21 protein-coding genes and 1 riboswitch are annotated in these 20,482 nt (G+C 43.8%); of the genes, 17 read left to right on the top strand and 4 right to left on the bottom strand.

Going from position 1 to position 20,482, the window contains the following annotated elements; all coding sequences use genetic code 11:
• Positions 1–785 precede the first annotated feature (785 nt).
• The 7 genes from motA (at position 786) to J7I80_RS01665 (ending at position 7,609) form a co-directional block, all read left to right on the top strand.
• Positions 786–1,580: a flagellar motor stator protein MotA gene (motA, locus tag J7I80_RS01695; RefSeq protein ID WP_214735692.1), complete on the top strand. Its 795-nt coding sequence runs from the start codon at positions 786–788 to the stop codon at positions 1,578–1,580.
• Entirely contained in the window at positions 1,573–2,340 is a 768-nt protein-coding gene (motB, locus tag J7I80_RS01690; RefSeq protein ID WP_214735691.1) for a flagellar motor protein MotB, read from the top strand. The genes motA and motB overlap by 8 nt, the downstream gene beginning before the upstream one ends.
• Before the next feature lie 114 nt (positions 2,341–2,454).
• Positions 2,455–3,669, top strand: coding sequence for an MDR family MFS transporter (locus J7I80_RS01685; RefSeq protein ID WP_214735690.1), 1,215 nt, complete (start codon positions 2,455–2,457; stop codon positions 3,667–3,669).
• 614 nt (positions 3,670–4,283) lie between these two features.
• The gene (gene nosD / locus J7I80_RS01680; protein ID WP_214735689.1) at positions 4,284–5,630 is read left to right on the top strand and encodes a nitrous oxide reductase family maturation protein NosD; all 1,347 of its coding nucleotides are present in this window, start codon (positions 4,284–4,286) and stop codon (positions 5,628–5,630) included.
• Positions 5,627–6,091 (top strand): nitrous oxide reductase accessory protein NosL, encoded by a 465-nt coding sequence (locus J7I80_RS01675; protein WP_214735688.1) that lies wholly within the window; start codon positions 5,627–5,629, stop codon positions 6,089–6,091. The genes nosD and J7I80_RS01675 overlap by 4 nt, the downstream gene beginning before the upstream one ends.
• Positions 6,088–6,906, top strand: coding sequence for an ABC transporter permease (locus J7I80_RS01670; protein WP_214735687.1), 819 nt, complete (start codon positions 6,088–6,090; stop codon positions 6,904–6,906). Before J7I80_RS01675 ends, J7I80_RS01670 begins: the two co-directional genes overlap by 4 nt.
• Complete coding sequence (locus tag J7I80_RS01665) at positions 6,899–7,609, top strand: ABC transporter ATP-binding protein (RefSeq protein ID WP_214735686.1); 711 nt, start codon at positions 6,899–6,901, stop codon at positions 7,607–7,609. Before J7I80_RS01670 ends, J7I80_RS01665 begins: the two co-directional genes overlap by 8 nt.
• Before the next feature lie 101 nt (positions 7,610–7,710).
• Here the strand turns inward: J7I80_RS01665 and J7I80_RS01660 are convergent, their stop codons facing one another.
• Together J7I80_RS01660 and J7I80_RS01655 are read right to left on the bottom strand one after the other, a co-directional pair.
• A complete protein-coding gene (locus J7I80_RS01660) occupies positions 7,711–8,337 on the bottom strand; it encodes a nitrous oxide reductase accessory protein NosL (protein WP_214735685.1) in 627 nt (208 codons plus the stop codon).
• Between the two features lie 285 nt (positions 8,338–8,622).
• Positions 8,623–8,949, bottom strand: a complete 327-nt coding sequence (locus J7I80_RS01655) for a helix-turn-helix domain-containing protein (protein WP_214735684.1) — start codon at positions 8,947–8,949, stop codon at positions 8,623–8,625.
• Positions 8,950–9,174: 225 nt separating this feature from the next.
• Here J7I80_RS01655 and J7I80_RS01650 point away from each other — a divergent pair, with 225 nt between their 5' ends.
• The gene (locus tag J7I80_RS01650) at positions 9,175–9,363 is read left to right on the top strand and encodes a hypothetical protein (protein WP_214735683.1); all 189 of its coding nucleotides are present in this window, start codon (positions 9,175–9,177) and stop codon (positions 9,361–9,363) included.
• 230 nt (positions 9,364–9,593) lie between these two features.
• Positions 9,594–9,679, top strand: a riboswitch (cyclic di-GMP riboswitch).
• Between the two features lie 29 nt (positions 9,680–9,708).
• Complete coding sequence (locus J7I80_RS01645; RefSeq protein ID WP_192469621.1) at positions 9,709–9,837, top strand: anti-repressor SinI family protein; 129 nt, start codon at positions 9,709–9,711, stop codon at positions 9,835–9,837.
• 102 nt (positions 9,838–9,939) lie between these two features.
• On the opposite strand, the gene J7I80_RS01640 is transcribed toward J7I80_RS01645, so the two are convergent.
• Entirely contained in the window at positions 9,940–10,260 is a 321-nt protein-coding gene (locus J7I80_RS01640) for a helix-turn-helix domain-containing protein (protein WP_214735682.1), read from the bottom strand.
• A gap of 485 nt (positions 10,261–10,745) precedes the next feature.
• Here J7I80_RS01640 and treR point away from each other — a divergent pair, with 485 nt between their 5' ends.
• Complete coding sequence (treR, locus tag J7I80_RS01635) at positions 10,746–11,471, top strand: trehalose operon repressor (RefSeq protein WP_214735681.1); 726 nt, start codon at positions 10,746–10,748, stop codon at positions 11,469–11,471.
• 104 nt (positions 11,472–11,575) lie between these two features.
• Here the strand turns inward: treR and J7I80_RS01630 are convergent, their stop codons facing one another.
• Entirely contained in the window at positions 11,576–11,851 is a 276-nt protein-coding gene (locus J7I80_RS01630; RefSeq protein ID WP_041967705.1) for a late competence development ComFB family protein, read from the bottom strand.
• A gap of 201 nt (positions 11,852–12,052) precedes the next feature.
• Here J7I80_RS01630 and J7I80_RS01625 point away from each other — a divergent pair, with 201 nt between their 5' ends.
• From J7I80_RS01625 to J7I80_RS01595, 7 genes are all read left to right on the top strand, one after another.
• Complete coding sequence (locus J7I80_RS01625) at positions 12,053–12,568, top strand: type 1 glutamine amidotransferase domain-containing protein (RefSeq protein WP_214735680.1); 516 nt, start codon at positions 12,053–12,055, stop codon at positions 12,566–12,568.
• Between the two features lie 293 nt (positions 12,569–12,861).
• On the top strand, positions 12,862–13,611 hold the full coding sequence (map, locus tag J7I80_RS01620) for a type I methionyl aminopeptidase (protein ID WP_214735679.1): 750 nt from the start codon (positions 12,862–12,864) through the stop codon (positions 13,609–13,611).
• 186 nt (positions 13,612–13,797) lie between these two features.
• Entirely contained in the window at positions 13,798–14,658 is an 861-nt protein-coding gene (locus J7I80_RS01615; RefSeq protein ID WP_214735678.1) for a MurR/RpiR family transcriptional regulator, read from the top strand.
• Between the two features lie 145 nt (positions 14,659–14,803).
• Positions 14,804–15,706 carry a phosphogluconate dehydrogenase (NAD(+)-dependent, decarboxylating) gene (gene gnd / locus J7I80_RS01610; protein ID WP_214735677.1) on the top strand — a complete coding sequence of 301 codons (903 nt, stop codon included), beginning with the start codon at positions 14,804–14,806 and terminating at the stop codon, positions 15,704–15,706.
• Between the two features lie 125 nt (positions 15,707–15,831).
• Complete coding sequence (locus tag J7I80_RS01605; protein WP_214735676.1) at positions 15,832–16,836, top strand: ABC transporter substrate-binding protein; 1,005 nt, start codon at positions 15,832–15,834, stop codon at positions 16,834–16,836.
• Positions 16,833–19,106, top strand: coding sequence for an ATP-binding protein (locus J7I80_RS01600; RefSeq protein WP_214735675.1), 2,274 nt, complete (start codon positions 16,833–16,835; stop codon positions 19,104–19,106). The genes J7I80_RS01605 and J7I80_RS01600 overlap by 4 nt, the downstream gene beginning before the upstream one ends.
• Positions 19,078–20,418: a sigma-54-dependent transcriptional regulator gene (locus J7I80_RS01595; protein WP_251027527.1), complete on the top strand. Its 1,341-nt coding sequence runs from the start codon at positions 19,078–19,080 to the stop codon at positions 20,416–20,418. The genes J7I80_RS01600 and J7I80_RS01595 overlap by 29 nt, the downstream gene beginning before the upstream one ends.
• Positions 20,419–20,482 lie beyond the last annotated feature (64 nt).

The following is a 20,482-nucleotide window of genomic DNA, read 5'->3' as shown; positions in this document are numbered from 1 at the left end:
ATGGAGCAAAGCGCTGTGCTGTTCTTTACGGACCTTTTCGTTTTCAGAATCAGCAAGGAAGGTCTCCAACGATTTAAAGGCATTCCTGTTCAAGCGGATCAAGACGAACAGCACGACGCCAATCAAAATATAACAAAGTAAAATCGCCGTGAAGGTGCTGCTTAAAAAATCCTGGTTTTCTGTCGCCAGCATGGTATTCATTACAACTGCAACAAGGCCGAGGGTGAATCCGGTAACAAAGATTTTTATATCAAAATGGATGGCTGAAAAGACCGCCAGGAACAGCAGGACGAGCAAAAATGCACCGTTGCCTCCAAACATTCCGATATAAAAGAAGTGATGGATGAAGATCGCAGCAAAAGCGGCATAAGGGAACAAGGACTCCTTCTTAAGCCATAGCTGGAATATCAGGAAAAACAAGACGAAAAATACTAATTCACTTACATAAACCGCTGTTTTTAAAAATATTTCTTTTTCGATAATGGTGTATGCTGCGGTCGCAATCAAGGATACCGAATAAGTGCTGAGCATCAAGATGTTCTTCTTTTTCGTATCCTGCCTGCGGAGATTTTGAATAGCCTCCACGTAAAAGCCTCCTTAGATGTTCTTAGTTCTTTCTTATACTATATCGGCATAAGAAATATGAATCTTTATTGTTCATGAAAAAATTATTTTTACAGGCCATCACTTAAGATTTTTTGAAATATGTCGAAATAAAAAGAGATATTATGACAGTTTAAGAGCTTAAGACAGAAATAGAAGTAAAGCAGACAGGGGAGTCGTACATGGATAAGTCGTCGATCATTGGTGTCATATTAGCGATCATTGCGGTAGGAGTCGGGATGGTGTTCAAAGGCGTAAGTGTGACCGCCCTTGCTAATCCAGCAGCGATCTTAATCATAATAGTGGGTACTGTCGCAGCGGTAACAATTGCCTTTCCTGCAAAAGAGTTGAAGAAAGTGCCCAAACTTTTCAAGATTTTATTCAAAGAACAGGAAAGTGCTGATTTACCATCACTGATCCGTTTATTTTCAGAATGGGCGCAGCTGGCACGGAAAGAGGGTTTGCTTGCACTTGAAGCGAAAACAAGTGAAATTGATGATGAATTTCTCAAGAATGGCCTTTCACTTGCGGTAGACGGCCAGAGCGCTGATTATATCAGGGATGTTTTAACAGAAGAAGTGGAAGCGATGGAAGAACGCCACCTTTCAGGAGCGGCTATTTTTACCCAGGCTGGCACATATGCCCCGACACTAGGTGTTCTTGGAGCGGTAGTTGGTTTGATTGCGGCGCTGAGTCATATGGACAATACGGAAGAGTTAGGTAAAGCGATCAGTGCGGCTTTCGTTGCGACATTATTGGGGATTTTCACTGGTTATGTTTTATGGCATCCATTCGCCAATAAGTTGAAGAGGAAATCAAAGCAAGAGGCTCAAGTAAAATACATGATGATAGAAGGAATCCTCTCAATCCTAGAAGGGGAAGCACCCAGAGTGATTGAACAAAAACTTGCTTCTTATTTGCCTGCAGGCGAACGGAAACTGATCCTTGAGGAAAGCGGCGTGGCGAAGGATGAGTAGGAAAAGGAAGAAAAAGCATCACGAAGAGCATATGGACGAGTCCTGGCTGATTCCGTATGCGGATTTGCTCACCCTCCTTCTGGCACTATTCATCGTTTTGTTTGCGATGAGCTCGGTTGATGCCGTCAAATTCCAGCAGCTGTCAAAGGCATTCAATGATGTATTCGCCGGGGGGACAGGGGTATTCGAGTTCCAGAGTCCGATGCCTGAAGGTCAGATGGAATCGCCGGACGTGCGCAAGGAAGATGTAGAAAAGAATGATCAGGATGAAATCGCCAAGGATCAAATGGAGCTTCTGGCCATCCAGCAGAAGGTCAACTCTTATATTAAAGAGAAAAGGCTGACAGATAAATTGGATACGAAGCTGACAGATGAGGGACTGCTGCTGACGATCCGTGACAATGTCCTGTTTGAATCGGGACGGGCAGAGGTCCGTACTACCGACATAAATATCGCCAACGAAATCGCGGACTTGCTGGTCATGGAGCCTCCACGCAATATCATTATCAGTGGTCACACGGATAATGTACCAATCAGGACAGCCAGATATGAATCGAACTGGGAACTCAGCGTCATGCGTGCTGTCGAATTCATGAAGATCATTTTGAAAAATGAACAGCTTGACCCGCGCTGGTTCAGCGCCAAGGGTTTCGGTGAGTTCCAGCCAGTCGCCACGAATGACACAGCAGAAGGCAAAGCAAGAAACAGACGGGTAGAAATTTTAATCCTTCCGCGGACAAGCAATAATCCGGGACAATAAGACGAAGAACCGCTGCCATGTTACTTGGCGGCGGTTTTTATTTTTCAAAAGGTATTTTCATAAATTTGGATATTTGCTATGATTTAGGAATCCAAATTTACGAGGTAAAAAGAGATGAATAAACTTAATAACTATTATCGGCAATTCCACCCGATTGTCTGGGTGCTGCTGAGCGGGACTGTTCTCGCAAGGGGTTCAGCGTTTGCCACACTGCCGTTCCTTGCTATCTACCTTTCAAGGAATCTTGATTTGCACCCTGTATTGATCGGGATCACGATTGGTATCAGTCCGTTATCAGGTGTAATTGGCGGCTTTCTGGGCGGCCACTTATCAGACAGATACGGCCGCAAGCCAGTCATGATAGGTTCCTTGTTTTCAATGTCGCTAGTTTATTTTGGCTTCATGGTTGCTGATACACCAGGCTGGTTCATTATCCTTAATGCATTGAATGGTTTGAGCGGGTCATTTTTCGAACCAACCGGCCAGGCGCTGATTGCCGACCTGACGGAGAAAAGCAAGCGGATGAGAGCATTCTCTCTGAGGTATACGGCTATCAATATTGGAGCTTCGGTCGGACCCTTGCTGGGGGCCTATCTCGCAGTGGTTTCAGCAAAATCGGCTTTCATGGTAACAGGAATCATGTATTTCATATATGTTTTGATTCTGGCGCTGATGATGAAAAAATACAATCTGGGAAATCCGGCAGGCGGAGGAGCCTCTAAAGTCACGATTGCCAGCTCCCTGAAGATCATTGGCAAAGATAAGGCGTTAAGGTATTTAATATTAGGAACCATCATCATTAATTTTGGATATTCACAAATGGAGTCGAATGTTCCTCAATATCTTGAGTCTTCGATTGCGAACGGAGTATTCGTTTATTCCGTGATGTTGTCCATCAATGCGATCATGGTCGTGTTGCTGCAGATGCCGATCAGCCACTTTGCAGAAAAATTCAAGACGATGCAGGTGATGATGGCAGGAGCAGTCTTCCTGTCGGCGGGCATGCTGGCATTTGGGTTTGTAACAGGTTGGTATACAGGCATATTGGCAATTGTCTTCATCACAATAGGGGAAATCTTGATTTTCCCCTCAAGCAGTTATCTTGTCGATCAGCTCGCAACAGATGAACTTCGGGGAACCTATTTCGGAGCAGCACAGTTCCGGAGAATCGGCCATTTCCTTGGTCCGATTGCGGGAGGTTACTTATTGAATGAAGCAGGAGGAACCGTTTTATTCTCGTTCATCGCCCTGGCAGTCCTCGGAAGTATCATCTTTTTCATTCAGGGGAACAAGATTTTTGTGAAAGCAGCAACAGTCTTTAAGGGATGATAAAAAGCAAGATTCCTTGTGGAATCTTGCTTTTTTGTGGTGCAGATTAGCCTGAATTCAGGAATTATTGCCTTGAAAAATTAAGTTGAAAGGGTAGTTTTTATAGTGGAAAAAGTTTTTATAGCGACTTTTTCAATTATATAGCGATTTTCCCGGTAATATAGCGAATTTTTTATTTATATAGCGAAAAATTCTTTTATTTAGCGAAATGGTAATTACCTGTCTTATTTACCATCTTTCTGTAAAAAAGCCGATATCATTACTCGGCTTCCTGTTCTGGTGTATCCGGCTGGCACATTTTATCGATACCGACACCGATCACGAGCATCATCGCAATCGGAATGGAGAAGTTTAAAATATGAACGATGGTCATGTCCAAGTCCTCCCTTAACCTTAATAAAGTTTGCATATTAATAACATTATATTGTATTTGTCACAAAATAGACACAATTACTTTTGACTATTCTGAAAACTTCACGAATTTAACGAGATAACTCCTGTTTTCACTGTAAATCTCGTTTTTAACTTCAACGATTCCCAACAAATATTTCAAGGTTTCATCACATTTATTTGCTAGTTTTAAAAAGAGAATAATGCCGGGAGGAGGCAGCTGTATGTGGAGGCTGAAAAAGCTATTTACAATCAATTTCTTTTTGCTTCTTTTGCTCATCCCTATTAGTGCCTTTGCTGAAGAGTTCAAAGTGGAGGACGGCGAATCGATCCAGAGAGCTGTACAAGATGCCGAGAGTGGGGATACCATCCTTGTCTCTCCTGGAGTATATAAAGAAAGTCTGCTGATCAATAAGGAAGTCTCGTTAAAAGGTGAAGAAGGGACCATCATTGATGGCGGCGGAAAAGGGAATGTCATCACCATCACAGCCTCAAATGTGGTTCTTGAAGGACTCACGATCCAGAATAGCGGTACTGGTCAGGAAGACAGCGGAATCTACATTAAAAAAGCCCATCACAATGTCATCAATAACAATACATTGAAAAATGTCCATAATGGAATTTATATAGCGAACAGCAATGAAAACAAGCTGCTTGGTAATAGTATTGCAAGCAATGAATCTCATTTCTCTGAGCGTGGGAACGGAATCCATATGTTTAAGGGAGGCGGCCATTTGCTGAAAGAGAATGAGATTGCCAAGGTTCAGGATGGAATATATTTTGATTTTACGAAAGGCATCAAGCTGCAAGGTAATCACATTAGTGAATCCCGCTATGGCATGCATTTTATGTTCAGCGAAGGCATACTGGCGGAAAGAAACCATGTGGAAAAAAATGTGACCGGCCTCATGGTGATGGACTCAGCACGCATTGATTTTATTGAAAACAAGGTGACCGACCACTTTCACTTCCGCGGCTATGGAATCCTGATTTATGAAACAAAAGATGTCCTCGTTGAGGGCAATGAAATTCTTCGGAACAGCACAGGACTGTCCCTGGAATATGGGGTCGATACCTTGATCAACAGAAATCAGATTGCCGCCAATCAAGTTGGCCTTGAATTCATGGGCAAGAATGAAAATAACACTTTTTCCGAAAACAATTTTATCGGAAATGTCGTCCAATCAAAGATTTCTGGGGAAGATATGAGGCTCGATGATGGAGTGAAGGGTAATTACTGGGATGATTACAGCAGTTTTGACCTTTCAGGTGATGGTGTGGGAGAAGAAGCATACAAGGCAGGGTCACTATACGATCGCCTTTTGGGCAAACAGCCTTACTGGCAATTCTTTTTTGAAAGTCCATCGATCAAGCTGTGGACCAAGGCGGAAGCTTTGTTTCCTTCGTTTGGATCGGCAGATGTGTATGATTCCCGCCCGCTGATCGAACCAGTTACCATGCTACAGGAAACCGAACAGAACAGTATAGACCGGAGAATCCCCGGAATTATAGGGATACTGTTTATTTTGTTCTCGATACTTGTCATTGTGAAAGGAAGGAAACTGCGATGAACAAAAAGCTTGGAGTTTTATTGATAATGTCGGCAGCGGTAATATCGGGCTGCAATAACAGCACGATGGAACCAGAGGAAATCAACCCGGAGATTGATGTATGCGAAGTGTGCAATATGGGTCTTGCCCATGAGCACTATGCTACCGAGGTCGTCACTGCTGACGGTGAAGTGTATAAATTCGATGATATAGGATGTATGGATGAATTCATGGAGATGGAGGCACATCTCAAGGAAGAAAATGCTGCAAAACAATATGTGCGTGATGTAGACACAGGGGAATGGGTCGAGCTTGAAAAAGCCTTCCATGCGTACCACCCTGAGTTCTGGACGCCAATGGCGAATGGTGTTGTCAGTTTCAAGGATAAACAGGGCGCTGAAGACTATGTTAATGAACAGGGAATGGGCGAAGTGCTGGATTATGAGACATTAAAGAAACATGAGTGGAGTTGGGAGCAATGAGGTACATCGCGAGGCAGCAAATGACCTTGATGATGAGAAGCCATTGGCTTGCCGGCTTTGGCTTATTGTTCTCATCCCTGGCTGTGATGGTCGCATTTCTTGGCAACACCGGCGGGACTGGGTTTGATGGTTTTAACCGGATGACGGCCAGTTTGCTGAATATCAACTTACTGCTGATTCCCTTGCTGTCTTTACTGATCGGCAGTCTGTTCCTGTCAGGTGAAAAGGAAGACCGTGGGCTGATGCTGCTGCTGACATATCCGATTTCGCCGTGGGCAGTTATCCTTGGGAAGTATGCAGGACTATTCGTTTCCGTCTGGTCCGTTTTGACGTTTGGATATGGTGCAGCCTTGCTCGTCATCTTCTTCGCTGGCGGAGGAGTCTCTGTTTCCTTGCTGATATTATTTTATCTGTATTCAATCATGTTGGCGGCTATCTTTCTGTCGCTGGCAATGATGATTGGCATAATCGCCAATACGCGATTCCAGGCACTGGGGATAAGTCTGATTGTCTGGGCTTTCCTTGTGCTTTTCTATGAATTTATCATTATGGGATTAAGCATGTTCATGATGAAGCAGTGGCTGCTGCCAATGCTGACTGTGTCCATCTTTCTGAATCCGGTGGAGTTGATCCGTGTCCAGTCAATTTTGTCGCTGGACGGAGCATCAGTATTCGGGCCGCGCCTATATGACCTAACTATCTGGGCAGATGGATGGATTGGGAAAACGTTGTTTGTACTTGCCGTTTTGCTCTGGACGGTACTGCCTGTCCTATACACAGTGTACAGGACGAAACGGGGGGTTAGTGATGAATAGCAGCGAATGGATCAGGATTGAAGGACTGGCAAAACATTATAGTGAGACGAAAAAGATTACCGACATTTACTTGACCATCAACAAGCCTGAAGTCTTTGCGTTATGCGGCGGAAATGGAGCGGGTAAAAGTACGTTGATCAAAATGCTTACAGGGATGATGAAACCAACTGCCGGAAAAATTCTGATGGAAGGTAAGGTAATCGACCCGCAAAAACAAGAATTCAAAAAACTATTTTCATATATGCCGGATGAAATGCTCTTTCCCCGCCAGCTGACAGGTTTGGAGGTTTTGACCTTTTTTGCGAGGTTAAGAGGAATAAGTGATGAAAAAGTTATGGAAGCTCTTAACCAGGTTGGTTTATTTGAAGTACGGAATTTGCAGATTAAACAATATTCTAAAGGAATGCAGCAACGTCTTTCACTGGCGCAGGCGCTGTTGCCGGATGTTCCTCTTAGAGTCCTCGATGAACCTACCAATGGACTGGATCCATTGTGGGTGTTCCGCTTCAAGGAAATTATCCTGGAAGAGAAAAAACAGGGCAGGACGATTCTTTTTACTACTCACATCCTTAGTCTCGTTGAGGAATTGGCAGACAGGGCTGCGTTCATGCAGGAGGGGCGGCTGCAGTATTGTGATTCAGTAACATCACTTGTAGAAAATAACGGTGTCTATACGCCGCTTGAAAAAGTATTCTTTCATTAATTTATGAAAATCTTTTATACAATGAGAAAAATCCCGGTGCTGATTTCTGCACCGGGGTTTTATTTAAAATGCTTTTTGTGGCCTTTCGAGGTTCCACAAACTTAATGGCCGCTTTCCTCTTCACTTTCGCTATCCATATCATTGTCTTGATCCTGATCCATGCTATCGCCATTCATCTTCATTTTTTTCATATAGCGTTCGTTAGCGATTTGGTCGATTTGCTCCCATGTTGCCGTAGCGGGATTCTTGTCGCCGTTTTCTGAAATGAATTTCTCAGCGCTTTCATTGTCCTTGAAAAAAGCATAGCCATATTTCATGGGTGTTTTCAGATCTGCTTTTACAGGGATCGAGGAACCAGCATCAATCCACTCAGATGTGATGTAATCACGTACCCACTTTTCTTCAATTTCCACATCATCACGCCGTGTGATATTCAACAGACATCCCGAGTCGTCAAAGAATACATAATCTCCGTCTTTCGTTTTGGCCTGAGCTGTGAAAACACCCATTGGGTCAGCTTCCTCGTATACCTTCATATTACAGAAAGCACAAACATCATCGGCACCGGGTTCATGAGGGCCATCACCATGATCATCATCCTCGTGTTTCACTTCTGTTGCCGCAGTCTCCTGACCGTCTTTCTGCTCGTTTTCAGCTACTTCATCTCCGCAGGCAGAAACAATTATCATTAAAAAGAATGCTATCATGACAGCAAATAATTTCTTCATTTAATTCTCCTCCTTTGATCGATTTTAATCCTATCAAGGAGTTGTGATTAAAATGCGAAAAATCAATGAGGAAAACGTGAGAAGCTCACTGTTTTTATGACTATTTTGTGACAATGATTCCAACTTCGTATTATGGTTTGCCAGATCGCAGTAGCTAACGACTAATTATGTAATTTATAAGTTCAAAAAGGACTTCATATCCTGTTATGTTCGTGAAGCACAAATCAATGTGAAAATAGATGGTCTAAAGAGCGAGCTACCATTGTAATTTATATTAAAGCTTTACTATTTATCCTTTTTATTCATGCTTTTAAACTTTATGAAATCCAGATAGTAAGCAAAGTCTTCCTTGCTGATTCCATTTTTTATTGCCTCATCAACGAGTCCAGCCCATTCCTCATCAACAGGCATTACTTGCTGTCCCATCAAATACTCAACCGTGGTATCAAGATTGTCCGCCAGTCTGGAAAGCACCTGTAGAGAGGGGTTTCCCTGGATTCCCCTTTCGATGTAACTGAGATAGGATTTGGAAACATTCGCTTTTTCTGAGAGTTCGCTAATAGAATACTTTTTTCCAAGCCTTAAGCTTTTAATTTTCTCGCCTACGGTCATATGGGAATCTCCTTTAATCAACTATTAATTCATTATAACGAACAAAACAGTTCTTTTAAAAATACAAGAAACTGAGATAAACGGAGTATTTTCTTAAAAAAGAACGATTTTTGTTCTTTTTTAAGAAAATTAGCCATATTTTAGACTTTTTCAAAATTGGTACAAATGAACTATACTTCAATGGAATAATACAGCAAGTCACTTAAAAAAGGGGGCTGGATGGCAATGTACAGAAAAAATTGTGATCGATGCAATCGTCCTTCGTTTAGCAGCAGCGAGGTTGGAGAGTGGCTGTGCCCGATTTGCGGAAATGATTTAACAAGGTATCCTTTCTTTAATGCCATCACTCTTGATAAAGTGGCCATTTTATCAAACTGGAAAAAGCAAAGGTACAAAAAATCTACCCGCCCATAAGTTTATGGGGGTAAATAAATAAAAAGAGTTCAACAATTAAAGATATTATTTGACAAAATACATTGTTTAAATGGTTGCAATTTTCAGAAAAATACTATTTCTAGCTATGATTTTGTAATTGTTTGGAAGAAAAAAGAAAAAAACCTTTTAATGCTGGCGACAAATAGTTACATGTTAAATATATAGAACAAGGTACAATGACATTGGGAGTTCAGAAGTGAGTAAAAAGATACAGAAAAAGGCAAACTTGTTGAAAAACTAGGACGCAAAGTCACGGATCTAAGGTGCAATCTACTATGATGGCCGGACTGCCTGGAATACTAACTGTATTTTGGGGGGAAGAACTTGATTAAAGAGCAGGTAGTTTTCGAAGAACTGGATACAGAATGGATGCAGCTTATAATGGAAGCATTAGAAATGGGAATTAACAAAGAAGAAATCAGGGAATTTTTAATGAAGACAAAAAATAGCTAAGTGAATTATACATAGACAGTATGAGTGAGATCGAGCAGCTCTTATGGAGGTGCTTTTTATTTTTTGCATGAAAAAGGACAGCCATTAAAGCTGTCCTTAAAATTATTTATTGTTGAGTCTCCATTTATTGAATTCCAGGAAATCACGAAATTGGTCCTTTGTGATTCCTGAATCCATCGCCTCTTTTACAAGATTGACCCAGTCTGAATCCATGTTCTCTTTATCGGGCTGCTCATGAATGAGATGGTCCACCGGCACATTCAGTACTCCAGCTATCTTTTCTAGGAATTGGATTGAAGGATTTGTTTGGAGATTTCGCTCCAGGGAACTCAAATATGATTTGGCCACGCCAGCTTGTTCGGCCAATTCGGATAGGGACATTCTTTTCTCTTGTCGAAGTTTTTTGACGCGTTCACCGATCAATGTTATCCACACCTTATCAATTTATAGTTATATCATAACAAATCTGATAAAATAGTTCCATATTGAGAACAACTTATAGAACAATTATAACCAAACGCAAAGTATTTTTGGTCTGCTTTTTTAAAAAACATATTGGGAAAAAACTCGTTGCTTTTATATCGGCCATTACAGTGAACAGTTGTACTTCATTTTTCGAAGATTTTTTGAAAAGGCTCTGTTAAAGCTGAATTTGTTACTACATCCTGTTGATTGTAGTGGAAGGTGCAAGGATTGCTGCGGGATTAGCGAGTCATGGGAGACCCCACAGGCGCTTGAAGGGCCGAGGAGGATCCCAGACTGCCCGCGGAAAGCGAAGCGACTGGAACGGAAATCAACAGCTATATTAACAGAGCCTATGAAAACGATAAAACACAGTTGTCCATTGTATTCAAACTGGCCTAAAAAAGGTAAAATGGTAACAATCAGACAAGGTACGGTGATGTGTTATGCAGAAAAAGTATTTATTGATCTATGAAGAAATTTCGAAACAGATCCAGGAAGGAGCTTATCCTCCTAAAACGATCTTGCCTTCTGAAAATGAATTTGCAGATATGTATCAAACCTCCAGGGAAACCATCCGCAAAGCACTGAATCTGCTTGCTCAAAATGGATTCATCCAAAAAATCCGCGGCAAAGGTTCACTGGTGCTGGATTTGAAAAGACATCAGTTTCCGATAACCGGATTGATCAGCTTTAAAGAACTGGCGGAGAACATGGGCGGAAAAGCGAAAACTTCTGTGGAAGAATTCACTCTCGAGCTGGCTGGCCGGGAAATTGCCAGGGAATTGAATGTTGCCGATGATGAAAAAGTTTGGAAGGTAAAAAGAGTCCGGCATATTGATGAAGAACGTGTGATTCTCGATAAGGATTATCTCGTAGAAAGACATGTGCCAGGACTGTCGCGCGAGAAATGCGAAAACTCGATTTTTGAGTACATTGAAGTTCAGCTTGAGAAGAAAATCAGCTTTGCGAAGAAAGAATTCACGGTGGAGGAACCCAGCGAGGAGGACCGGAAGCTTCTTGATATGGAAGGATTCCAGGCAATCGTCATCGTGAAAAACTATATTTATTTTGATGATGCCACCCTGTTCCAATATACAGAATCAAGACACCGTCCCGACAAGTTCCGGTTCGTTGATTTTGCCAGACGGATGGATACCCAGACTCTATGAAAAAAAGAAGCTGCCATTGATGCCGGATTAACCAGGCAATCAAATGGCAGCTTTATTTTTTAGTAAGAATATAGAGACGTGCCCTGCTCCATGCATTCTTCTGATTAATGTTTCGGGTACTTCCCGACAAGATGGATGGCGCTAATGATTCTTTTATTGATCCAGGTTCTGTTTTCCTGGGTGTTAAGCTGTTCATAGACCATCTTCCGTCCGTCTTCTGTAGTGACATAGTGACTTGGAAGAGTGTTCAGACTGATGGCGATGATATCGTTCCGGCACTTCTGGCAATTGCAGAAAGTTTGGTAATCCGGGCTCATCATCAGCACATTGACAAGAGTCGAAACGACCTCTTCCATTACATTGACATAACTAAATTTCATGGTGCCTCTCTCCCTATTGATGTCCTAAGTTAAATTATAGTTGAATAACGGAAATATAAAATCTTTTTTTTATCTTTGCTATAAGATAGGTCTAATTACACTGAAATATATAAAAAAGTGGAAATTAAGCTGGATGTTTCATAGTTGGAGGACAGGGAATTTTAGATAGTGGAGAATTTTTTAAAAGGAGATGTTGAAGCTATGGGTAAAAAAATTGCCTGTGTCATAACAGATTTATTTGAAGATGTAGAATATCTGGAGCCTTCACGAGCTTTTACCGAAGCAGGGCATGAGGTTGTAACAATCGAAAAAGAAAAAGGGAAGACCGTAACAGGCAAGCAGGGCAAAGCCGAGGTAAAGATTGACGAGAGCATCGACAACGTCAAGCCTGAAGATTTCGATGCATTATTTATTCCTGGCGGCTTCTCTCCGGACCAGCTGCGCGAGGATGAGCGATTCGTGGAATTCGCCAAGTACTTCATGGATGAGAAGAAGCCAGTCTTCGCGATCTGCCATGGACCGCAGCTGCTGTTGACAGCTAAAACACTCGAAGGCAGAGGCGCGACAGGCTACAAGTCCATCCGCGTTGACATGGAATATGCCGGAGCAAAATACATGGACAAAGAAGTCGTCGTCTGCTGCAATCAGCTCGTGACAAGCAGGGAGCCGAAGGATATCCCGGCGTTCAATCGAGAAGCACTAAAAGTGTTGGAATAATATTGGTGAGGAACCCTTTTGCTTAGGCAGGAGGGTTTTTTAATGTGTGTGGAAACTGGAAAAAACCTGTGGAATTTCTAATTCGCTATAAAAACGAAAAAGTCGCTATAAAATTTAAATTATCGCTATAAAAAATTTTGCAGAGATTTGTTTATGATGTAATACCAAGAAAGCATGATTTAATTCAGTAAACTAAGGCCATTTTCATTTTACACTTCGGTAAACTGGTTCATTTTGCGAAATTATACGTATAAGATAATATAGAAGATGAAATGAATCAGGGAGATGAAGGAATGATTGTTTTAAAATCAGCACGTGAGATTGAAAATATGAAGGCAGCGGGCAAGCTGCTCGCTTCCGTGCATAAAGAATTGCGCAAACTCATCAAGCCGGGTATAACCACTTGGGAAATCGACCAGTTTGTTGAGGATTACTTGAAAAAGCATGGAGCCACTCCTCAGCAGAAGGGTTACCGTAACTATCAATATGCAACGTGCGCCAGCATCAATGATGAGGTTTGCCATGGCTTTCCTCGAAGAGAGGCGTTGAACGATGGAGATATCGTCACGATCGACATGGTCGTCAACTTGAATGGCGCCCTCGCTGATTCAGCCTGGAGCTATGCAGTCGGCAATATCAGCGAACAATCGCAAAGGCTGCTGGAGGTAACAAAAGAGGCATTATATCGCGGCATTGCTGCATCCGTACCAGGCAATCGGGTCGGCGATATCGGCCATGCGATCCAGTCATATGTGGAAGGTGAAGGCTTTTCTGTTGTGCGCGAATTCATCGGCCATGGCATAGGCTCTGTGATCCATGAAAAGCCTGATATTCCGCACTATGGCATTCCAGGCAAGGGGCCGAGGCTCAAGGAAGGCATGGTGTTCACGATTGAGCCGATGGTCAATATCGGTGAGTGGAAAACAAAGATGGACGATAATGGCTGGACAGCAAGAACAGTGGACGGAAAGCTGTCTGCCCAGTATGAGCATACCATTGCAATTACGAAGGACGGTCCTGTCATTTTGACAGAACAGGATTAACCAACTGCATCGGACTGAATCGAAGTTTTGCCCGGTCATTTTAACAGAAACAGGATTAACTATTTCATCGGGCTGAACCAAGTTTGGCCCGATTATTTTATTCGATATGAAAAAAATTTTCATCACTTGTAAATAATGATGAAAATTATTTGGTAAAATAAAATGGTCAGAAAAGGGGGCGGAAATATGGCCAGTGAACTGAATGGACAAAATGTCATCGTTAAAATAAATGCGATCTACTCATCTCTTTCTTCAAAGGAGAAAATGGTCGCAGATTATATATTAAATAATACTCAGGAAATCATCCATCTATCGATCACCGAATTTGCGGAGCAAGCCTCTGTTGCCGAAGCAACGATTTTCCGCTTTTGCAAAAGGCTTGGATTCAGAGGGTACCAGGCTTTCAAAATTGCCCTTGCTAGTGAACTTGTGGAACCGATCAAGAATATCCATGAAGAAATAAAGGAAGAAGATGAGGTCGTAACCCTTGCGCAAAAAGTTTTCGCAGGGCATATCGAAGCAATGAAAGAAACGCTGAATCTATTGGATGCTAACGTGCTTGAAAGCATAATCGGTGTTCTTGGTAAAGCTTCGAGAATCGATTTTTACGGATCAGGAGGGTCATCGGCCATTGCGCTTGATGCCTACCATAAATTTCTCCGGACAGGCATTCATTGCAATGCCCACAGTGATGGCCACCAGCAAATTATTTCCGCAGCGCTGCTCGGGCCCGGGCAGGCGGCGATCGGCATTTCGCATAGCGGCAGTAATAAAGATGTCATAGAAGCAGTGAAGATTGCAAAAGCTAACGGGGCGGCGACCATCGCGATCACAGGCCATTACAAGTCGCCTTTGTCGAAAGAAGCGGATTATGTACTGTATACCACATCACGAGAAACGCTTTTCAGGTCAGAAGCTTTGGCGTCAAGACTGGTTCAGTTGAGCCTGATTGACGTACTTCATGTCGCTGTATCTGTCCGCAGGCAGGAACAAACTCTAGGCAATCTGCAAAAAATTAGGGAAGCGATATCGATTAAGAGATATTAATGGTGAAAAATATTTTCATAAAATAGATATACATATGAAAAAATATTTGATACTATCAAATTATAACGAAGCTCTTTTCGGAATAACAGAGACTTGTCTGGAAATTCATTCGAAAAAAGAGCCTGACAAAAAGGAGTGCATCGCAGTGAAACTAGGAATGGTTGGACTTGGAAAAATGGGTTATAACTTGGTATTGAATTTAATGGAAAATGGCCATGAGGTTGTGGCGAATGATATAAATGAGGAAGCAATGCAGAACATCAAAGCAGAGGGTGCAGAAATTGCTGCTGATTATAAGACAATGGCAGACATGCTGCCAAAGCCGCGTGTTATCTGGCTGATGATTCCTGCAGGGGAATTGATCGACCAGGTGATCGAGAAGTTCACACCATACTTAGAGGAAGGCGATATCCTTATCGATGGAGGGAACTCAAACTATAAGGATACGTTAAGACGTGCTGAAAAGCTTTCTGCTTCAGGAATCCAGTTTATGGACGTAGGAACAAGCGGCGGAATGGAAGGCGCGCGCAATGGTGCCTGCACAATGATCGGCGGCGACGCAGAAGTTTTTGCCCATGTTGAACCAATCTTCAAGGACATTTCGATTGAAAAAGGCTACCTTTACACTGGAAAGGTCGGAAGCGGCCACTTCCTGAAAATGGTGCATAACGGAATCGAGTACGGAATGATGCAGGCAATCGCTGAAGGCTTTGAGATTCTTGAAAAAAGCCCATTCGATTACGACTATAAGGAAGTTTCACGTGTATGGAACCATGGTTCCGTCATCCGCAGCTGGCTGATGGAATTAATGGAAAACGCATTCGATAAAGAACCTAAGCTTGAAAGCATCAAAGGTGTCATGCATTCATCAGGCGAAGGAAAGTGGACGGTAGAAACTGCACTCGATCTTCAAACCGCTGCGCCGGTCATCGCACTGTCATTAATGATGAGATATCGCTCTCTGGAAGAAGATACTTTTACAGGAAAAGTGGTTGCCGCGCTAAGAAATGAGTTTGGCGGTCATGCGGTTGAAAGAAAAGAAAATTAATAACTAGGTTCTCCTCTATTTGAGGGGAACCTTTTTATGTTCATAAAATTATCCTTTTTATCAAGATGGCTACGTTGCTTTTTCCGTTATAGTGGAAGGGAATACTGGAAATGGGGGCGCAGACTGTGAAAACAAAGTGGTATTTCTTCTTTCTGACAACGATAGCCATTTCGGCTCTTTTATATGCTTTTCTTGGAATCAGGGGAGATAAGCCGGCAGAAGTTGGCGTCCTGATGATCGGCGAAAACCGCTATGAGAAATTCACTGGGCTGGAATCGGGATTGAAGGATCTGGGATATAGCGCCAAAGAAGTCCATTTTACGGTGAAAAATGCACATGACGATGAAGAGCTGATTGACAAGCAAATTGATCAGCTTCTAAAAGAAAATCCCGACCTGATCGTTACGCTCGGTGGAATTGAAACCCTTAGGCTAAAGGAAAAAATGGATGAGGCCAATATCGAGATTTCGGTTGTTTTTGCAGGACTTGCGGCACCGAAGGAACTTGGTTTGATCAAAGATTACAAGTCACCAGGAGGCCTTTTTACAGGAATTAATAACTATCATGCCAGTATCTCTGGCAAGCGTCTCGAGATGCTTACTTCACTGGTGCCCGCTATTGGCAGGGTGCATGTGATATATGACAGCAAGATTGATGTTAGCAAATTGAGCCTCGAAGAAACGAAGAGTGCAGCCAGGGAATTGGGTGTGGACATCGCGCCATGCGATGCTTCAAAACAATGTCTGGATACTCTATGGAAAACAGTGGGTGAAGGAGAGGCGATCCTTGTTCTTCCCAGTTTCAGGATTGAATCTCTGACAGAGGAGATTGTGAAGCTGACGGAGGAGAAAAAAATCCCGGCTATGGGATTGTATGATTTTGAAGCAGAGAAAGGGCTGCTGGCAAGCTACGGATCCAGCTTTTATTCCCAGGGCTACCAGGCTTCAAGGTTCGTCAGCCTGATACTTCAGGGTAACAAGCCGGGGGAGTTGCCTGTCGAACTGCCAGATGGGATTCGTTTTGTTGTCAACCAGCAGACGAAGGACGCGCTTGGAGTCTCCATTAATCAGGATTTGCTGCATATCGCCGAACTGATCCATCCTGAAGTTCAAGGAGGCAGGAAGCGATGAGAGTTTTGATTGATTTCATGCACTCGCAGACGATTCGCAACAAGGTCCTTGTTTTCGGAGTAGTGATGTCGACGATTCCGCTGCTGCTGATCAGTTTATATTACTATTCTTTTGTAAAAGCGGATTTGGAAACAAGAATCGTGGAAAAACAGCATCTGGTGCTCGAGAATCTGTCCCGTGAAATCGAGTATGAATTCAGCCAGACCTTTCAGAGGATCCATGTCCTTGCATCTCTTAATCTTTTAGATGAAAAACAAAGCGCATTATATGAGCTCCTGCAGCAAAGCGAATCAATCGAGGAGGTCATCATTGTGGATGGTCATGGCTTTGTAGAAAAAAGGGTGTCCCGCTACGAACTCAATATTACAGGGAATAACGAGCGCTGGTTCACGGATGATATGTGGTTCCAGCTGCAAACTCGCGACAGGGTGTATGGCCAGGTGGAGTTCAACCAGTATGGCCAGCCTGTCATGAAACTAGCGATTCCTTTTTACGAAGATGAGTCGAAAAAAGCAATTGGAGTCGTTGTCCAGCTGCAGAAGATCATCGGGAAAATCTCCTCGATGCGGCAGGATCATTCCTCATATATTTATTTAGTAGATGATAAAGACCGCGTTATTGCCCATCAGGATTACAGCAAGCTCTGGCAAAAACAGACATCTGGCAGCCAGGACGAGATTGGTGTAACGGCAGAAATTGCAGACTTAAACTGGGTGCTGGTGATGGAGCAGCCGAAAACAACAGCTTTTGCCCCAATCAACAGGATGCTGCAAAGCGGCATAGGCGCAGTCGCCTTGGTGATTTTAACTGTGAGCTTAATCAGCGTCTGGGCAGGGCTTTATTTTACAAGGCCAATAGTTTCAATTGACAGGGAAATGAACAATTTGAAGAAAGGCCGCAAAATCGAACCGGTGAAAATGAAACGGACCGATGAGCTGGGAAAGCTTGCTGATTCCTTCAATGATATGAGCAAGGAGTTGCTTGAAAAGTCAAGGCTGCTCGAGCAGGAGAAGGAAAGGCTTGATGTGGTTGTCAACGGGATTGGTGCCGGGCTGGCACTTGTGACAAAAGAATACCGGATCACCTGGATGAACCCGATTTTAAAAGGATGGCTGAAGGAGGACCGGTTGACGCTGCCTTGTTATGCTGTGATTGGCGGTGAGAATACGCCTTGCCTGAATTGTCCGATTACCTGTCCGGACCTTGATAAAATCGCCGACGAAGTCATGAAGTTCAAGGACGGCACAAATGGCGAGCGGATTTTCAGGCACAGAGTATTTCCGCTAAACCACGCGATCGAAGAAGAGGGAGAGTTCCTCGTCGTGCTCGAGGACATCACCGAGCAAAAACAAATGGAAGAAACGATGATCCAGACAGATAAACTGAGCGCGCTCGGGATCATGGCTTCGAGCTTCGCGCATGAGGTCAATAACCCGCTGGCGACGATCAATGTCTACGCAGAAGATTTGATTGACAGAATCCAGGGTGGTGACGAGGACCTGGATGAAAAGGAAATGGAGCATTATCTTCGTAAAATCAAGGAAAATACCGAGCGCTGCAAACGGATTACCGGAAACCTGCTTAATTTTTCCCGGAAGAATGATTGGACAGATGACCGGATTCGTGTGAAAGAAATCATTGAAAATAGTGTCAGCCTGGTTGAGCACCAGCTGAAAAAGCAGCGGATCCAGCTTGAAATTCATGTTGATGAAGGGCTGCCGGCTGTTAATGGTGACGGGCTTAAGCTGATGCAGGTCATCGTCAACCTGATCAATAACGCGGTTGATGCGATGGAAAGCGAAGGAAAACTGATTGTTTCCGCGTCATTCAGCAGCCAGGAAGCAGTTTCAATAAAAGTGACCGACAGCGGCCACGGAATTCCCGCCGAAGCAATGGATAAACTATTTGACCCATTCTTTACGACAAAGCCAGTCGGAAAAGGAACCGGACTTGGTTTGTCAGTATGCTACGGCATCATCCAGCAATTCGGCGGAAGCATCACCATTGACAGTAAACCATCAGAAGGAACGACGGTAGAAATCCAGCTGCCTGCAGGCCGTTCGATGAAGGCAGTACGGGATGTGGAGAATCAGCCAATAGAGATGGTTTATAATATCGGCAGTCGTGAAGAATCAGAAGTGGACCACAGTAACAGCAGTCGTGTATCAGAAGTAAGAACAGCAGTGGGGCGCGAAGAGAACGGCGAGCCGCCGGAACAAGAAACAATGGAGGTGGGCTGTGATGCCAGCAACAAGATTGCTAGTCGTTGACGATGAACAGGATTTGCTTGAGCTTTTGGTGAGGAGGCTGAAGCGTAAGGGATTTGACGTGGACAGCGCAGGCAAGGCAGAGGATGCCCTTGAACTTGTGGAAAAGAACGAATATGACATCGGTGTTTATGACATCCGCCTGCCAGGTATGGATGGCATCGAGCTGTTAAAAGAAACCAAGAAGGTCCAGCCTGATATCGAAGTTCTGATCCTGACAGGGCATGGGACGATCGATACCGCGATTGAAGCGATGAAGGTGGGCGCCTTCGATTATATCACCAAGCCTTATAATCTATCAGAATTGGAATTGACGATTGGCAAGGCTGCAGAAAATAAGGCGCTCAAAGAGAAGAATGCTTCGATGAAAAAGATCATCGCCCAGCATAATGAGTTCAACATCATCGGTGACAGTGGAAATTTTAAAGAAGTGCTTGAGATGACGCGGCGGATTGCCGACAGTGATGTGCCTGTCCTGATTGAGGGCGAAAGCGGCACCGGGAAGGAGTTGTTCGCGAAGGCCCTTCATTACTGGAGCAGCCGTGCTGATGAACCATTTGTGCCGGTGAACTCCGGTGCGCTCCCTGAGCATCTGTTGGAAAGTGAATTGTTCGGGCATGCCCGCGGTGCTTTTACCGGAGCGAGCCAGGACAAGAAAGGCCTTGTTGAAGCGGCAAAGGGCGGCACGCTGTTTTTGGATGAACTTGGCGAAATGCCGCTGGCACTTCAGGTAAAATTGCTGCGCTTCCTGGAAACGGGAGAATTCCGCCGGGTCGGCGACGTCAGGGAAAGGCATGTTACTGTCCGCGTCGTCGCAGCCACGAACCGCGACATGGAAAAAGAAGTCGCTGAAGGGCGTTTCCGCGAAGATTTGTATTACCGGTTGAATGTTGTGAAGCTGACGATTCCGCCGCTGCGAGAACGGAAGGGTGATTTGCCTGCGCTGATTGACCATTTCATCGGGAGAACGAAAGACCCGTCAAAGCGGCTATCGGAGGAAGCCCTGGCCGCGCTTGAAGAGTACGATTTTCCGGGCAATGTCCGCGAGCTCAGCCATCTGATCGAACGCGGCGTACTTCTATCGAAAGGAAGCATGATCCAAGGTGATGACTTGCTTTTGCCTCAGTCTGTAAAAACAAAGGCTAAGACAGAAGTTCAGCTATCTCCGCTTTGCTCATTGGAAGAAGTCGAAAAAGTGCACATCGAAAACGCGTTGAAACAGATGAAATGGAACAAAACAAAGGCTGCGGACGTGCTGGGGATCAGCGTGCGGAATCTTTATCGGAAGATTGATCAGTATGGGTTGAAAGAGTAGCTTGAGGTGGGCGGCGAACTGGAAAAAAACGCGTGGAATTTCCAGTTCGCTATAATATTTTTAT

It is taken from the genome of Bacillus sp. ISL-41 (genome assembly GCF_018613235.1).
Taxonomy (GTDB): Bacteria; Bacillota; Bacilli; order Bacillales; family Cytobacillaceae; genus Mesobacillus.
The sequence above is the reverse complement of the archived record's forward strand: the minus strand, read 5'-3'. Positions and strand labels throughout refer to the sequence as shown.

What these genes read in the sequence shown, in the direction of transcription:
- treR (WP_214735681.1), top strand. Translation starts at nt 10,746, where the DNA reads ATGCAGAAAAAGTATTTATTGATCTATGAAGAAATTTCGAAACAGATC.
- map (WP_214735679.1), top strand. Translation starts at nt 12,862, where the DNA reads ATGATTGTTTTAAAATCAGCACGTGAGATTGAAAATATGAAGGCAGCG.
- J7I80_RS01660 (WP_214735685.1), bottom strand. Translation starts at nt 8,337, where the DNA reads ATGAAGAAATTATTTGCTGTCATGATAGCATTCTTTTTAATGATAATT.
- nosD (WP_214735689.1), top strand. Translation starts at nt 4,284, where the DNA reads ATGTGGAGGCTGAAAAAGCTATTTACAATCAATTTCTTTTTGCTTCTT.
- J7I80_RS01675 (WP_214735688.1), top strand. Translation starts at nt 5,627, where the DNA reads ATGAACAAAAAGCTTGGAGTTTTATTGATAATGTCGGCAGCGGTAATA.
- J7I80_RS01630 (WP_041967705.1), bottom strand. Translation starts at nt 11,851, where the DNA reads ATGAAATTTAGTTATGTCAATGTAATGGAAGAGGTCGTTTCGACTCTT.
- J7I80_RS01595 (WP_251027527.1), top strand. Translation starts at nt 19,078, where the DNA reads ATGCCAGCAACAAGATTGCTAGTCGTTGACGATGAACAGGATTTGCTT.
- motB (WP_214735691.1), top strand. Translation starts at nt 1,573, where the DNA reads ATGAGTAGGAAAAGGAAGAAAAAGCATCACGAAGAGCATATGGACGAG.
- J7I80_RS01665 (WP_214735686.1), top strand. Translation starts at nt 6,899, where the DNA reads ATGAATAGCAGCGAATGGATCAGGATTGAAGGACTGGCAAAACATTAT.
- J7I80_RS01685 (WP_214735690.1), top strand. Translation starts at nt 2,455, where the DNA reads ATGAATAAACTTAATAACTATTATCGGCAATTCCACCCGATTGTCTGG.
- J7I80_RS01650 (WP_214735683.1), top strand. Translation starts at nt 9,175, where the DNA reads ATGTACAGAAAAAATTGTGATCGATGCAATCGTCCTTCGTTTAGCAGC.
- J7I80_RS01655 (WP_214735684.1), bottom strand. Translation starts at nt 8,949, where the DNA reads ATGACCGTAGGCGAGAAAATTAAAAGCTTAAGGCTTGGAAAAAAGTAT.
- J7I80_RS01600 (WP_214735675.1), top strand. Translation starts at nt 16,833, where the DNA reads ATGAGAGTTTTGATTGATTTCATGCACTCGCAGACGATTCGCAACAAG.
- J7I80_RS01615 (WP_214735678.1), top strand. Translation starts at nt 13,798, where the DNA reads ATGGCCAGTGAACTGAATGGACAAAATGTCATCGTTAAAATAAATGCG.
- J7I80_RS01625 (WP_214735680.1), top strand. Translation starts at nt 12,053, where the DNA reads ATGGGTAAAAAAATTGCCTGTGTCATAACAGATTTATTTGAAGATGTA.
- J7I80_RS01670 (WP_214735687.1), top strand. Translation starts at nt 6,088, where the DNA reads ATGAGGTACATCGCGAGGCAGCAAATGACCTTGATGATGAGAAGCCAT.
- motA (WP_214735692.1), top strand. Translation starts at nt 786, where the DNA reads ATGGATAAGTCGTCGATCATTGGTGTCATATTAGCGATCATTGCGGTA.